Below are 15,295 nucleotides of genomic sequence, written 5' to 3'. Positions count from 1 at the left end.
TGTTTTTATCAAGAACTATTTCACTCTCTGACCAGCTTTTGCACCTGTATCTACATCAAGTAAATACAAATCAGCACCACCAGTTCCAGCACTTAAAATCATCCCTTCAGACATACCAAATTTCATTTTTCTTGGTGCTAAGTTTGCCACCATAATGACAAAACGACCTTCTAAATCTTCAGGCTTATTATAAGCAGCCTTAATCCCAGAAAATACTTGGCGCGTTTCGCTACCAATATCTAAGATAAACTTCAGTAATTTATTACTTTCTGGCACTGCCTCGCATTTCAACACCTTAGCTACTCGTAAATCAACCTTAAAGAAATCATCAATAGTAATGCTCTCTTCAATTGGCTCAAACTCAGAAACTTCGTTATTTTCTACCGCACTCTTTTCTGTATTTTGCTTCTCTTGTGCGCTTTGATTTACTTGTGCATTTTCCACTTTGGATGCCTCAATCATTTCTTCAATTTTTTTCATATCTAAACGTGAGAATAACGCTTTAAATGGCGCAATCTGATGGGCTAATAAAGGCTCTGCTAAATTTTCCCAAGTCAATTGGGTATTTAAAAATGCTTCAGCACGTTCAGCAAGATTTGGCAGAACAGGTTTCAAATATCCCATTAATACACGGAATAATTCAATGCCCATTGAGCAAACTTGCTGCAATTCTGCTGTACGACTTTCATCTTTAGCAATTACCCAAGGAGCTTTCTCGTCAACATATTTATTGGCTTTATCGGTAAGCGCCATAATTTCACGAATAGCTTTACCGAATTCACGATTTTCATAATAAGTGGCAATTAATTCTGATTGTGCTACAAACTCATCGAATAATGCCTGATCTTCTAATTTAGCGGCGAGTTTTCCTTCAAAACGCTTTTGAATGAAACTGGCATTTCTTGAGGCTAAATTAACTAATTTATTCACTAAATCCGTATTTACACGCTGAACAAAATCTTCCAAATTTAAATCTAAATCATCAATACGATTACTTAATTTTGCTGCATAGTAATAACGTAAACATTCAGGATCTAAATATTTTAAATAAGTAGCAGCTTGAATAAAGGTACCACGAGATTTTGACATTTTCTCGCCGTTTACAGTGACATAGCCATGCACAAAAATATTATTTGGCTTGCGTAACCCTGCCCCTTCTAACATTGCTGGCCAGAACAAACTATGGAAATACATAATGTCTTTACCAATAAAATGATAAAGTTCAGCTTTGCTTTCTTTGTGCCAAAAACTATCAAAATCAATACCGCTCTTTTTGTTACATAGGTTTTTAAAAGATGCCATGTAGCCAATTGGCGCATCTAACCATACATAAAAATATTTATTTTCAGTGTTCGGAATTTTAAAGCCAAAATAAGGCGCATCACGAGAAATATCCCATTGCTGTAAACCTGCCTCAAACCATTCCTGCATTTTATTTGCCACTTCTTGTTGTAAAGAACCAGAACGGATCCACTCAGTCAACATGCCCTCAAAACTCGGCAAATCAAAGAAAAAATGCTCACTTTCTTTTAATACAGGGGTTGCCCCTGAAACAGTTGAACGTGGATTAATAAGTTCTGTTGGACTGTAAGTGGCAGAACAAACCTCACAGTTATCGCCATATTGATCTTCAGCTTTACATTTTGGGCAAGTACCTTTCACAAAGCGATCTGGTAAAAACATAGCTTTCTCAGGATCGAAAAGCTGCGAAATAGTGCGAGTTTTAATAAAACCATTTTGCTTTAATTTCGTATAAATAGTTTCTGCTAATGCTCTATTTTCATCGCTATGAGTTGAATGATAATTATCAAAACTAATATTAAATCCACTAAAATCTGCCATATGTTTTTGTTGCACATCAGCAATTAATTGCTCTGGATTTATGCCCATTTGATCCGCTTTTAACATAATCGGCGTACCATGCGCATCGTCTGCACAAACAAAATAAATTTCATTACCACGCATACGTTGGAAACGAACCCAAATATCCGCTTGAATATGTTCTAACATATGACCTAAATGAATAGGGCCATTGGCATAAGGTAAGGCGCAAGTGACCAAAATTTGACGTGAATTATTTGACATGAATTTAACCTTTAGAAAATGAAAAAATTGTCGCACATCTTACCTTATTGGCGGTATTTTTTCTAGTTCTCAACACTTTACAATCCTAGTTATGTTATGATGCGCAACGAATTTATTTAACGTTTTTCTCTAGGAAACAGAACATGGCGATTTATTTTTCAAATAACATATCTGCATTACACCAACTTCAATTACAAGAATGTTTTCGACAATTTACACATACCACGTTGCATAAAGACTTAATCAGTTTAAGTGCGGTAAAAAAAATCGAACTTGGCGGCAATATTTTGCGCATAGAATTAGTGATGCCATTTGCATGGAATACAGGTTTTGCGCAATTAAAGACCGCACTTAGCGATAAACTCAAAACTATTGTGCAAGCCAGTGAAATCAAATGGTTACTTAATTATCAAATTGCCACTTTAAAACGAGCTAATAATCATCCAGCGGTAAAAGGGATTAAAAATATTATTGCGGTAAGTTCGGGCAAAGGTGGCGTAGGAAAATCAACAGTTTCAGTTAATCTAGCCCTTGCTTTACAAGCACAAAGTGCAAAAGTGGGGATTTTAGATGCCGATATTTACGGCCCTTCAATTCCGCATATGTTAGGAGTAAGTCATGAACGCCCAACTTCGCCAGATAATAAGCATATCAATCCAGTTCAAGCACATGGTTTAGTAGCAAACTCTATCGGTTTCTTAATGGAACCAGACAATGCAACAATTTGGCGTGGACCAATGGCAAGTAGCGCACTAAGCCAACTGTTACAAGAAACACTTTGGGCAAATCATGGCGAGCTAGATTATCTAGTAATTGATATGCCACCAGGTACGGGCGATATTCAATTGACTTTATCCCAACAAATTCCAGTTACTGGCGCAATCGTTGTTACCACGCCACAAGATATTGCATTGATTGATGCGATTAAAGGCATTTCTATGTTCCAACGTGTAAAAGTACCTGTACTTGGTATTGTGGAAAATATGTCAGTACATATTTGTAGCAACTGCGGACATCATGAGGCTATTTTTGGCACTGGTGGCGCACAAAAAATGGCAGAGAAATATCAAGTGAAACTCTTGGCACAGCAACCTTTACATATTCAATTGCGTGAGGATATGGATAATGGCGTACCAACTGTTATTTCTGCGCCAGAAAGTGAAATCGCACAATCCTTCTTACAATTAGCAGAAAAAGTCGCAGCTGAACTTTATTGGCAAGGGGAAATTATTCCTGGCGAAATCCTATTTAAAGAAGTAAATTAACATCCAAAAGGCTACCGAGTGTAGCCTTTCATTTATATAAATCGAGCAAAGTGCGGATTGTTTTGCATATTTTTTACTTCATCATAAGCTCGTACTTTCCCTTGTTCTAAAAGTACTACTCGTTCCGCTAAAAATAACAGCTCATCCATACTATGTGTCACATACAAGACTGGAATTTGAATTTCTTTGGTGAGTTTTTCCAAATAACTTAACAATTCACGCTTACGAGGCAAATCCAATGCAGATAATGGCTCGTCCATTAATAATATATCTGGGTTAGATAACAAGGCTCGCCCAATTGCCACTCGTTGCTTTTCGCCACCAGATAAAGTCAAAGGATAACGTTTTAATAAATGTCCGATGCCCAATAATTCTACAAGATGATCAAATTGCTTTTGATCTGGCTTTTTCATGCCATATTTTAAATTTCCCTGCACAGAATAATGGGGAAATAAACGTGCATCTTGGAAAATATAACCGACTTTGCGTTGATTAGCTGGTAAAAAAATATTTTTCTCTGTATCTACTAAAGTGCGGTTATTTAAACGAATAAATCCTTGATCTGCTTTTAATAAGCCGCTGACCAAATTAATTAAAGAGGTTTTACCTGAACCAGATAGACCGAAAAGTGCGGTAACACCTTTTGCCGAAAGATTCAAATCTACCGCTAATTGCATATCGCCCAGTGTCTTTTGCACATTAATTTCTAACATCAGTTTGTCCTAATTTTTGTTGGGTTCGTTTTGCAAGCCATTCGGAAATTAATAAAGAAATCAATGAAATCACAACGGCAATAATACAAAGTCTAAGGGCTGAATTTTCTGCGCCTGGTGTTTCAATAAAAGAGAACATTGCTAGAGGAATGGTTTGCGTCACATTAGGAATATTAGAGACGAACGTAATGGTTGCGCCAAATTCTCCTAAGGATCGAGCGAAACCTAAAATCATGCCCGACAAAATGCCTGGTAAGGAAAGAGGAAGAGTGATAGTAAAAAATATTCTGAGAGAAGATGCACCCAAAGTTTGTGCGGCTTGTTCCAAACGAAAATCAATATTTTCAATGGCTAAGCGAATAGAACGAACCAATAATGGAAATGCTACGATGCCCGAAGCTAAAGCAGCGCCATGCCAACTGAAACCAAAGCTAAAACCAAACCATTGCAATAAATAACGTCCAATGATGCCATTGCGTCCCATAGAAATTAGCAATAAATAACCAATAACCACTGGCGGTAAAACAAGCGGTAAATGGATAACGCCATTGATAATCGCTTTACCCCAAAAATCTTTGCGAGCCAGTAACCAAGCAACAACAATGGCGAAAGGTAAGCTCATAGAAATTGAAACCAATGCGACTTTAATACTCAAAGCTATCGCATTGATTTCAGATTGAGATAAATGTAAATAATCCATTATCACATCGAACATAATGATTACTTAATTGAAAAACCAAATTTTTGGAAAATTTTGACCGCACTTTCTGACTGTAAGTAAGCTAAAAACTGGCGACTTTCCTCATTATCCTGTCCTTTTACAATTGCCACAGGGTACTCAATCGCTGGATGAGAATTTTCAGGAAAAATCGCTACCGTTTTCACTTTCTGGCTAGCCGCAGCATCCGTGGCATAAACAACACCTAATGGGCTTTCTCCTTGCTCAACGAGTGCTAAAGCAGCACGCACATTATTGGCACGAGCAAGCTTAGTTTCTAAATCGCCCCATTGTTTTAAGAATATGAAAGCTTCTTTCGCATATTTTCCAGCAGGAACATGATCAGGATCGCCCACAGCAAGATAAGTATTTGCTAAGTGCGAATGCCATTGGGAATTAAGTACATCAACGTTTTCAATTTTACTTTCTTTAGGAGCAACCATAACAAGTCTATTGCCAACAAGATCACGACGGCTTTTTGTTTCAATCGCACCTTTTTCCTCTAAAAAATCCATCCATTTTTGGTTAGCTGAAATAAATACTTGTGCTGGTGCACCTTGACTAATTTGACGAGCCAATACAGAAGAAGAAGCAAAAGAAAAATCCATTTCGTTTTTAGGATTTGCTTTTACATATTCTGATTTAATCTCTTGCAATACATTGGTCATAGATGCAGCCGCAAAAACTGTGATTTTAGCTTGAGCCACAAAGGAAAAGCTCAGACAAGTGCTAGCAACAATACTAAGTAGTACTTTATGTAATTTCATTTTGATCTCCTTCAAATTAAAAATCATTATATTGAACTATATACAACGGTTACGCATTATATAATTATTTATATAACAAAAGCTATGCAAAAAATGAAATTCACGTAAAATAAACGCCATTTATCACATCACTTAATAAATAAAATGAACAGTGAAATCCTCTTAAGCATCAATCTCCAGCAACAACTTTTTGTTGATCCTAAACGGGTTCGATTACTCCAAGCTATTCAGCAATTTGGTTCCATTAATCAAGCCGCTAAAAATTGCAAAATTAGCTATAAAAGCGCCTGGGATCATTTGGAAAATATGAATAGTATTAGTCCTAAGCCTTTGTTAGATCGTAATACAGGAGGAAAAAATGGCGGTGGTACAATGCTCACAAGCTACGCTCTACGTCTGCTTCAACTCTATGATTTATTGGCGAAAACGCAGCAAAAAGCCTTTGATATTTTGCAAGACGAAGAAATCGAGCTGACCAGTTTATTATCAGCTACGGCAAAATTTTCCTTGCAAAGTAGCGCGAGAAATCAATTATTTGGAAAGATTATTAATTTACACCAGCAAAATTCTCATTGTCTGGTTGAAATTGCTGTTGATAATCTTGCACTCCCTTTATATGTGTCAATTACACAAAAAAGTGCGGTGCGTTTACAGTTAGTTTTAGGTAAAGAAGTGATTTTGATGATCAAAGCACCTTGGTTAAAACTTCATGAACAACAATCAAATGAGATAAATTGTTTTCCTAGTAAAGTTCAGGCGATCTCAGAGGATCAAGAAGAAATTAGCATAAAATTAGGAAATACAATTGAATGTTATGCAAGTGTTACGCAAGGGCATAATTATCAATTAAATCAGGAAATATGGTGTTCCATTGAGCCAGAACAAATTATTTTAGTGACCTTATAAAACCTCTCAATTGCAGACTAAAAACTAGCGCTATCTTAGGGGATTTTTATAGGGGCGAAAAATATTTTGCCCCTACTTAAAAACTAACCGCTCTTTTCCACTATAAATATTGGCACGTCCTTCCCGTGCAAAACCAATTAGGGTTAAATTGCTTTGTTTTGCTATGTTGACCGCTAAATCTGTTGGTGCAGAAATAGCGACAAGAATTTCAATTCCACAAGTCACTGCTTTTTGCACCATTTCATAACTAGCACGGCTAGAAATCAACACAAATCCTTTTGCTACTTGCGCTTTCGCATGCCAACCAAGCAACTTATCCAAAGCCACATGTCTTCCAACGTCTTCTCGAATAGCCAGTAAGTTCCCCTCGACATCAAAATAAGCAGCTGCATGTGTTGCGCCAGTTTGTTCTGCTAACTCTTGTGCTTGGCAAAAGGCAGATAAGCAATGATCTAAACGATGTAAATTCAAGTCTAAAGTGCGGTCTAAAATTGGTAACGTTTTTTGCACTTGAGCTAATTGCTCCGATCCACAAACCCCACAACCAGTACGTCCAATTAGCGTTCTTCTTTTTTCTTTTAATGCCACAAAACAACGTGTAGCTAACTCAATATGAACTTCGATTCCCTGACATTGTGGCTTAACTTCAATACCATAGATTTCTCTTGGATGTTGAATAATTCCCTCAGCCAAAGAGAAACCTAAAGCGAAATCTTCAAGATTTTGTGGAGAGCACATCATCACTGTATGAGAAATTCCGTTATAAACTAGTGCAACGGGAACCTCGGTAGCGAGGCTATCTTCCCTCTCACCAATTGAATAAGAATTATTCTTATTTTGTTTATAATTTGTTAAATTTTTGAAAAAATTAATTTCAATTTTTGTGATTGAAGTCAAATTTTTCCCTCCATTATCAAGAAAACTACCCTATATTTATTAGATCAAAAGGCGTACTATAAATAAGGCTATATACAAAAAAAGTATAGTTCAAAATCATCTATAAGCAAATTATCTAAAATAAATTCAATCAAATAAATATAAAAAGTCTAATTACTCATTAAAAGTTAAGGAGTGTGTTATGCAGGTCAGTAGAAGAAAATTCTTTAAGATCTGTGCCAGTGGTATGGTAGGGACATCAGCCGCAATGCTTGGTTTTGCACCTACTACCGCACTTGCTGCGCCACGTCAATATAAATTATTGCGAGCAAAAGAAACTCGTAACAACTGTACTTACTGCGCTGTGGGGTGCGGAATGTTAATGTACAGTTTGACTGATGGAGCTAAAAATGCACCAGCCAAATTATTTCACGTAGAAGGCGATCCCGATCACCCAGTAAGCCGCGGTTCTCTTTGTCCAAAAGGCGCTGGTGTGTTAGATTTTGTTAATAGTCCAAATCGTTTACATTATCCTGAATATCGAGCACCAGGCTCAGATAAATGGGTTCGTTTAAGTTGGGAAGATGCAATTCATCGTATCGCTCGTTTATTAAAAGATGATCGTGATGCAAATTTCATTGAAAAAAATGCACAAGGTACCCCTGTTAACCGCTGGTTAACAACAGGTATGTTGTGCTCTTCTGCTACCAGTAACGAGACTTGTATCTTAACGCAACGTTGGAGCCGAGGTCTTGGCTTAGTCGCGGTAAATAACCAAGCAAGTACTTGCCATGGTCCAACTGTTCCAGCCCTCGCCTCCTCTTTTGGTCGTGGAGCTATGACAAACCACTGGGTTGATATTAAAAATGCGAATTTAGTCATCGTCATGGGGGCAAATACCGCAGAAGCCCACCCTGTTGGCTTTAAATGGGTTATTGAAGCGAAAAAAAATGGGGCAAAATTATTAGTCATAGATCCGCGCTTTAATCGTACTGCTGCAGTTTCTGATTTCTTTGCCCAAATTCGCCCAGGAAGTGATATTTCATTTTTATTAGGTGTCGTTCGCTATTTATTACAAAACAATAAGCTCCATCATGAATATGTAAAACACTATACAAATGCCTCTTTACTTATCAATGAAGACTTTGAATTTAATGAAGGCTTATTTACAGGTTATGATGAAGAAATGCGCCAGTATGATCGCTCTACTTGGTCTTACCAAACAGACGAAAATGGCAATCCAAAACAAGATTTAACCTTACAACATCCTCGTTGTGTCATAAATTTATTGCGTGACCATGTTGAACGCTATACCCCTGAAATTGTGGAGCAAATCAGCGGTATTAAACAGGCAAAATTCTTAGAATTTTGTGAAATGCTTGCTGAAACTAGCGCACCAAATAAAACAGCTACTTTCCTATATGCTTTAGGTTGGACACAACATACAGTTGGAGCACAAAATATTCGTGCCATGGCAATTATCCAATTGCTGTTAGGAAACATTGGTATGGCTGGCGGTGGCGTAAATGCACTGCGTGGACATTCTAATGTGCAAGGTGCAACAGATATGGGCTTATTACCAACCGCACTTCCAGCCTACTTACAATTACCAAGCGACAATGATACCTCTTTAGAAAAATATCTTGCACGCATCACACCTAAAACACTAGTAAAAGGGCAAGTCAATTATGGGCAAAATGCGCCTAAATTTATGATTAGCTTGCTTAAATCTTTCTATGGTGAAAATGCGACTAAAGATAATGAATGGGGATTTCATTACTTACCTAAATACGATCAAGTTTACGATCAACTGCGCTATGTTGATATGATGACAGAAGGGAAAGTCAACGGCTTATTATGCCAAGGCTATAACCCCGTTTCTTCTTATCCTGATAAGAACAAAGTTGTTGATGCACTAAGTAAATTAAAATTCTTAGTTGTTTTTGATCCAACTGAAACCACAACAACTGAATTCTGGCGTAATTATGGCGAATTTAATGATGTTAATACAGCTGAAATTCAGACTGAAGTTTTCCGTTTACCAACCACTTGCTTTGCTGAAGAAAATGGCTCCATTGCGAATTCTGGACGCTGGTTACAATGGCACTGGAAAGCGGCAGAACCACCAAAAGAGGCTAAACCTGATGTAGATATTTTGGCTGAAATTCGTGAAGTGATGTTAGAAATGTATGAAAAAGAAGGTGGCCGTGGACTTGAAAGTTTTAAAGCGGTTGCTTGGAATTATGCAAATCCATTAGAGCCAAGAGCGGAAGAATTGGCAAAAGAAAATAATGGTTATGCTTTAGAAGATTTATATGATGCTAATGGCAATATTATTGCCCGAAAAGGCGAGTTACTTTCTACTTTCGCTCAATTACGTGATGATGGTAGTACGGCAAGTTCTGCTTGGATTTATACAGGTCAATGGACTGAGAAAGGCAATATCATGGACAACAGAGATAACTCCGATCCTTCAGGATTAGGTAATACGCTTGGTTGGTCTTTTGCTTGGCCTGCAAACCGCCGTATTCTTTATAACCGTGCAAGTGCGGATGTTTCTGGCAAACCTTGGGATCACAAACGTCAATTAATAAAATGGAACGGCAAAAACTGGAATTACATTGATGTGGCAGATTTTGGTAATGCGCCACCAAACAGCAAAATTACGCCTTTCATTATGCAAAACGATGGCTTAGGCGGATTATTCGCACTGAACCGTCTTGCTGATGGTCCATTCCCTGAACATTATGAACCTATTGAAAACCCAATAGACACAAACCCATTGCATCCAAATGTGGTTTCAACTCCTGTTGCTCGTATTTTGGATAACGACAAAGAACGTATGGGAACCGCTGATGAATTCCCTTATGTAGGAACAACTTATAGCTTAACTGAGCATTTCCATGCTTGGACCTCACAAGCTTTACTCAATATGATTGCTCAACCAGAGCCATTTGCAGAGATTGGCGAGGAATTAGCAAAAGAGAAAGGCATTAAACATGGTGATGTCGTCAAAGTATCTTCTAAACGTGGTTTTATCAAAGTGAAAGCAATGGTAACAAAAAGAATTAAAACCCTCACAATTAATGGAAAACCGGTTCATACCATAGGTTTACCAATTCACTGGGGATTTTCTAGTGTGGGCAAAAAAAGTTTTGTGATCAACACATTAACACCAAGGGTTGGAGAAGCAAACTCTCAAACACCTGAATACAAAACATTCCTTGTTAACATAGAGAAAGCGGAGGCATAAAATGAGTACAGTTCAATCTCAAAATATTATTAAGTCCTCAGCAACTTCAGCTTTAACACCTCCGCCACATGCTCGAGATCATCAAATTGAAGTGGCAAAATTGATTGATGTTAGCGCTTGTATCGGTTGTAAGGCTTGCCAAGTCGCTTGCTCAGAATGGAATGACTTGCGTATTGAGCCTCAGTCTTGTATTGGCGTTTATGATAATCCAATAGATCTTGCTCCAAAAGCTTGGACGGTCATGCGTTTCAATGAAGTGGAAGAAAATGATCGTTTAGAATGGCTAATTCGTAAAGATGGCTGTATGCATTGTAGCGAGCCGGGTTGCTTAAAATCTTGCCCATCACCAGGCGCCATTATTCAATATGCAAATGGTATTGTTGATTTTCAATCTGACAAATGTATTGGTTGTGGCTATTGTATCGCAGGTTGCCCGTTCAATATTCCAAGAATGAATAATAAGGACAACAGAGTCTATAAATGCACCCTTTGCGTTGATCGTGTTTCTGTAGGCCAAGAACCTGCTTGTGTCAAAACTTGTCCAACAGGCGCAATCCAGTTCGGTAGTAAAGAAGAGATGAAACACTATGCGGAAAAACGTATTGCAGATTTAAAATCTCGTGGTTACAAAAATGCGGGGCTTTATGATCCAGAAGGCGTTGGCGGTACTCATGTAATGTATGTTTTACATCATGCGGATAAACCAGAACTTTATTCAGGCTTACCAAAAGACCCGAAAATCGATCTCAGTATTACCTTATGGAAAGATGTGTTAAAACCAGTTGCAGCGGTGGCGATGGGAGGTATTATCCTTTCAGAAATCGCACATTATTTAGCGATTGGTCCAAATACAGAAGAACTTGATGAGCATGAAGAACATGAACAAGGAGAAAAAAATGAGTAAGATCAAGATCGCAAATGATCAAAAAATCATACGCCATAAACTTCCTGCAAGATTAAGCCACTGGCTCTTGGTTATTTGTTTCTTCACAACAGGCCTATCAGGTTTAGCCTTTTTCTTCCCTGATTTTTCTTGGTTAACAGAGATTTTAGGTAATCCAAGAATAGCCCGTTTTGTTCATCCATTCACTGGGATTGTGATGTTTGTAGCGTTTATTAATCTATCATTAATTTATTGGCGACATAACATCCCAGAAAAAAATGACTGGGTATGGCTAAAAAATATTGTTGAAGTTTTAAAAGGCAATGAACATGCGGTGTCTGATAATGGGAAATATAACCTAGGACAAAAAATGCTGTTTTGGACACTTATCCTGGCTATGTTTACCTTGTTAGCGACAGGTATTATTATGTGGCGCCAATATTTCTCACATAATTTCCCAATTCCAGTTATCCGCATTGCTATCTTGTTACATTCTGCAAGTGCATTCTTATTGTTTACAGGCATAATGGTACATATTTACATGGCATTCTGGGTTAAAGGTTCTATTCGAGGCATGGTCGAAGGCTGGGTTACTGTACGCTGGGCGAAAAAACATCACCCTCGTTGGTATCGTGAAGAAGTTGAACCAGAACTTGAACAAGAATTAGCGAATAAAAAGAAACATTAATCCATAACATAACAAAAGTGCGGTAAAATCTACCGCACTTTCCATATATCAAGAAGAAATCTATGAGTATTAAAATCTTATCTGAACAAGAAATACAACAACAAAAAAATGAACCTCATGCGCCACCTTTACTGTTTGCTAATCCACAAAATCTTTATCAACGTCGTTCTGAACGCCTAAAGAAACTGGCAAAGGATCATCCATTACAAGACTATCTTCTTTTTCTCTCAACATTAGTTGATGCCCAACTTAGCGTCTTAAAGGATTTTCCATTACCCAAAACCGAAAATCTTACATTCAATGCTTACTATCCTTTACACATAAAACAATGGCAACGTGATCCAATTTGGCAAGATATTCTGCAGGCTTTGCTAGCAAAACTTAAACCACAAGCCAACGAAATGATGTTGACAACCATAGAAAATTTAGAAAAATCCTCTCATACAGAAATTGAGCAACTCGCTGATCAATTGCTTGCTCAAGAATTGTCTTTAGTAAGCAGTGATAAAGCGCTATTTATTTGGTCAGCATTGTCAGTATATTGGCTCCAATTAGTGCAACAACTTCCTCGCCAAATAGAAATGGAAAGCAACAAAAATCTACAACATTGTCCAATATGCGCATCTTCCCCAACAGCAAGTGTAGTACACCTAGGTTCTCAACAAGGCCTACGTTATCTACATTGTTCATTATGTGAAACTGAATGGAACGTGGTCAGAAGCCAATGCACAAACTGTGAACAAAGTGAAAAATTAGATTATTGGTCCATTGATAATGAATTTGCCGCAGTAAAAACGGAAAGTTGTGGCGATTGTCATAGCTATTTAAAAATCTTTTATCAAGAAAAAGATCCTTATTTAGAGCCTATTGCAGATGACCTTGCCAGCATATTCTTAGATATAGAAATGGAAGATAAAGGCTTTTTGCGTAGTGGACTAAATCCTTTCTTATTTGCTAATCAAGAATAAAAGCAATGGATAATACCTTACAACAAATTCAACGAGCACAAGATAATTATGGAAAAATGCTCAAGTTACTACCCAAAATCCGCCATAATTCTGAGGTTCTTCATCAAGCCAAAAACATAATGCAAGAACTTATAGATTTTTATGAAAACCCTCATTGGTTAACCTTACATGATAATTCGGATCAATATGAATTCGATACTCATGGAAACTACAGCGTTCTATCAGAAGATGCTATTTGGAATGTGCTCGTTGAATACCATGAAATAATGGAAGAGTTACAACAAGAAAATTGTGAATAAACGCCATATTTATCTTGCTCAAAGAAATAAACTTCCCTATTATGCACCGCACTTTTAACATATAGGGAAAATTCATGACAGAACAAACTTTTATTCCGGGCAAAGATGCCGCCTTAGAAGACAGCATCGCAAAATTCCAACAAAAATTAACCACACTTGGCTTTAACATTGAAGAAGCCTCTTGGTTAAATCCAGTCCCAAATGTCTGGTCTGTACATATTCGTGATAAAGATTGCCCGCAATGTTTTACTAATGGTAAAGGCGCAAGTAAAAAAGCGGCTCTAGCTTCCGCTTTAGGCGAATATTTTGAGCGTCTTTCTACCAACTATTTCTTCGCAGATTTTTATTTAGGACAAAATGTAGCAAATGCTGAATTTGTACATTATCCAAGTGAAAAATGGTTCCCAATTGAAGATGAAGAAAGCTTACCAGAGGGCATATTAGATGATTACTTGCTCAATTATTACGATCCTAATCAAGAGCTTACGCCTGAGCTTTTAGTAGATTTGCAATCTGGTAATTATGATCGTGGTATTGTAGCAATGCCTTATATTCGCCAATCTGATCAACAAACTGTGTATATTCCACAAAGTATCGTTGCGAACCTTTATGTATCTAACGGTATGTCGGCTGGTAACACAAAATTTGAAGCTCGTGTACAAGGTTTGTCGGAAGTTTTTGAACGCTATGTAAAAAATAAAATTATCGCTGAAGCCATTAGCTTACCGCTTATTCCGCAAGAGGTCATGAACCGCTACCCTTCTATTCAAGCCTCAATTGAGAAATTGGAACAAGAAGGTTTTCCAATTCTTGCTTACGATGCCTCTTTAGGCGGTAAATATCCAGTTATTTGTGTGATTTTACTTAATCCAAATAATGGCACTTGTTTTGCCTCTTTCGGTGCACACCCTAATTTCCAAGTAGCGTTAGAACGTACGGTAACAGAATTATTACAAGGTCGCAGCTTAAAAGATTTGGATGTTTTCACTCCCCCATCCTTTAATAATGATGATGTGGCTGAACATGCGAATTTAGAAACTCACTTTATTGATTCAAGCGGTTTAATTTCTTGGGACTTATTTAAATCTGATGCGGATTATCCTTTTGTAGATTGGGATTTTTCAGGCACAACCCAACAAGAATACGATAACCTCATGGCGATTTTCCAAGCGGAACAAAAAGAAGTTTATATTATGGATTACAACCATTTAGGTGTTTACGCTTGTCGAATTTTAGTACCAAGTATGTCTGATATTTATCCTGCGGATGACTTAATCTATGCGAATAACAATATGGGCATGGATTGGCGTGAAATCTTATTGGATCTACCGCACTTTCATCACGATCAAGAAACCTACCAAGAGTTATTATCTGAATTAGATGAGCAAGGAATTGATGATGCCACTCGTGTACGTGAATTCATCGGTATTGTTGCACCAGTAAAATCAGGCTGGACAACGCTGCGTATTGGTGAATTAAAATCAATGCTTTTACTCGCAATTAATGATTTAGATGGCGCATTAGATTGGGCAAACTGGACTTTAAATATGAATAGCTCCGTCTTCACAGCTGAACGAGCGAATTATTACCGTTGCTTAATTAACAGCATTGAGCTGTTCTTAGATAAAACGAGAGATCCGCAACAATATAGAATGGTATTTGACAAAATGTACGGTCAAAGTGCGGTTGATTTTGCTTGGAATGCTATACAAGGCGGCAATCCGTTCTATGATTTACTCGCAGATGATGAGAACTTAACTCAATTTAGCGCACACCAAAAATTATTAGCCGCTTATGAGAAGTTACAAAAAGCAAAACGTGAAAATTGGTGTGAATAATTAAAATTTACAACATAAAAAAGGACTGGATTTAGC

12 protein-coding genes and 1 pseudogene are annotated in these 15,295 nt (G+C 37.5%); 8 read left to right on the top strand and 5 right to left on the bottom strand.

What is annotated here, in order from left to right; genetic code table 11:
* Positions 1–15: 15 nt before the first annotated feature.
* Positions 16–2,085 carry a methionine--tRNA ligase gene (gene metG, locus B0186_RS00840; RefSeq protein ID WP_078217494.1) on the bottom strand — a complete coding sequence of 690 codons (2,070 nt, stop codon included), beginning with the start codon at positions 2,083–2,085 and terminating at the stop codon, positions 16–18.
* Positions 2,086–2,228: 143 nt separating this feature from the next.
* On the opposite strand from metG, the gene apbC reads away from it, so the two are divergent.
* Positions 2,229–3,350, top strand: a complete 1,122-nt coding sequence (gene apbC, locus B0186_RS00835) for an iron-sulfur cluster carrier protein ApbC (RefSeq protein WP_078217493.1) — start codon at positions 2,229–2,231, stop codon at positions 3,348–3,350.
* A 44-nt stretch (positions 3,351–3,394) separates the two neighbouring features.
* Here the strand turns inward: apbC and modC are convergent.
* From modC to modA, 3 genes and pseudogenes are all read right to left on the bottom strand, one after another.
* Positions 3,395–4,063, bottom strand: a pseudogene (gene modC, locus B0186_RS00830) (molybdenum ABC transporter ATP-binding protein); the annotation flags it as partial.
* Positions 4,050–4,778, bottom strand: a complete 729-nt coding sequence (gene modB / locus B0186_RS00825) for a molybdate ABC transporter permease subunit (protein ID WP_078217491.1) — start codon at positions 4,776–4,778, stop codon at positions 4,050–4,052. The gene modB and the pseudogene modC, both read right to left, overlap by 14 nt.
* A 5-nt stretch (positions 4,779–4,783) precedes the next feature.
* Complete coding sequence (modA, locus tag B0186_RS00820) at positions 4,784–5,548, bottom strand: molybdate ABC transporter substrate-binding protein (protein ID WP_078217490.1); 765 nt, start codon at positions 5,546–5,548, stop codon at positions 4,784–4,786.
* Positions 5,549–5,692: 144 nt separating this feature from the next.
* On the opposite strand from modA, the gene B0186_RS00815 reads away from it, so the two are divergent.
* Positions 5,693–6,454 carry a TOBE domain-containing protein gene (locus tag B0186_RS00815; protein ID WP_078217489.1) on the top strand — a complete coding sequence of 254 codons (762 nt, stop codon included), beginning with the start codon at positions 5,693–5,695 and terminating at the stop codon, positions 6,452–6,454.
* Between the two features lie 72 nt (positions 6,455–6,526).
* On the opposite strand, the gene fdhD is transcribed toward B0186_RS00815, so the two are convergent.
* The gene (gene fdhD, locus B0186_RS00810; RefSeq protein ID WP_078217488.1) at positions 6,527–7,351 is read right to left on the bottom strand and encodes a formate dehydrogenase accessory sulfurtransferase FdhD; all 825 of its coding nucleotides are present in this window, start codon (positions 7,349–7,351) and stop codon (positions 6,527–6,529) included.
* A gap of 181 nt (positions 7,352–7,532) precedes the next feature.
* On the opposite strand from fdhD, the gene fdnG reads away from it, so the two are divergent.
* The 6 genes from fdnG (at position 7,533) to ycaO (ending at position 15,259) form a co-directional block, all read left to right on the top strand.
* Positions 7,533–10,583, top strand: a complete 3,051-nt coding sequence (fdnG, locus tag B0186_RS00805) for a formate dehydrogenase-N subunit alpha (protein ID WP_078217487.1) — start codon at positions 7,533–7,535, stop codon at positions 10,581–10,583.
* A gap of 1 nt (position 10,584) precedes the next feature.
* On the top strand, positions 10,585–11,487 hold the full coding sequence (gene fdxH, locus B0186_RS00800) for a formate dehydrogenase subunit beta (protein WP_078217486.1): 903 nt from the start codon (positions 10,585–10,587) through the stop codon (positions 11,485–11,487).
* Positions 11,480–12,154, top strand: coding sequence for a formate dehydrogenase subunit gamma (locus tag B0186_RS00795; protein WP_078217485.1), 675 nt, complete (start codon positions 11,480–11,482; stop codon positions 12,152–12,154). Before fdxH ends, B0186_RS00795 begins: the two co-directional genes overlap by 8 nt.
* A gap of 62 nt (positions 12,155–12,216) precedes the next feature.
* Complete coding sequence (fdhE, locus tag B0186_RS00790) at positions 12,217–13,122, top strand: formate dehydrogenase accessory protein FdhE (protein ID WP_078217484.1); 906 nt, start codon at positions 12,217–12,219, stop codon at positions 13,120–13,122.
* Positions 13,123–13,127: 5 nt separating this feature from the next.
* Positions 13,128–13,421, top strand: a complete 294-nt coding sequence (locus B0186_RS00785) for a DUF4298 domain-containing protein (RefSeq protein WP_078217483.1) — start codon at positions 13,128–13,130, stop codon at positions 13,419–13,421.
* A 74-nt stretch (positions 13,422–13,495) separates the two neighbouring features.
* Positions 13,496–15,259, top strand: coding sequence for a 30S ribosomal protein S12 methylthiotransferase accessory factor YcaO (ycaO, locus tag B0186_RS00780; RefSeq protein ID WP_078217482.1), 1,764 nt, complete (start codon positions 13,496–13,498; stop codon positions 15,257–15,259).
* Positions 15,260–15,295 lie beyond the last annotated feature (36 nt).

The organism is Canicola haemoglobinophilus (assembly GCF_002015075.1).
Classification (GTDB): Bacteria; Pseudomonadota; Gammaproteobacteria; order Enterobacterales; family Pasteurellaceae; genus Canicola; species Canicola haemoglobinophilus.
Note: the sequence above shows the minus strand (reverse complement) of the source record. Positions and strands in the feature narration are given on the sequence as shown.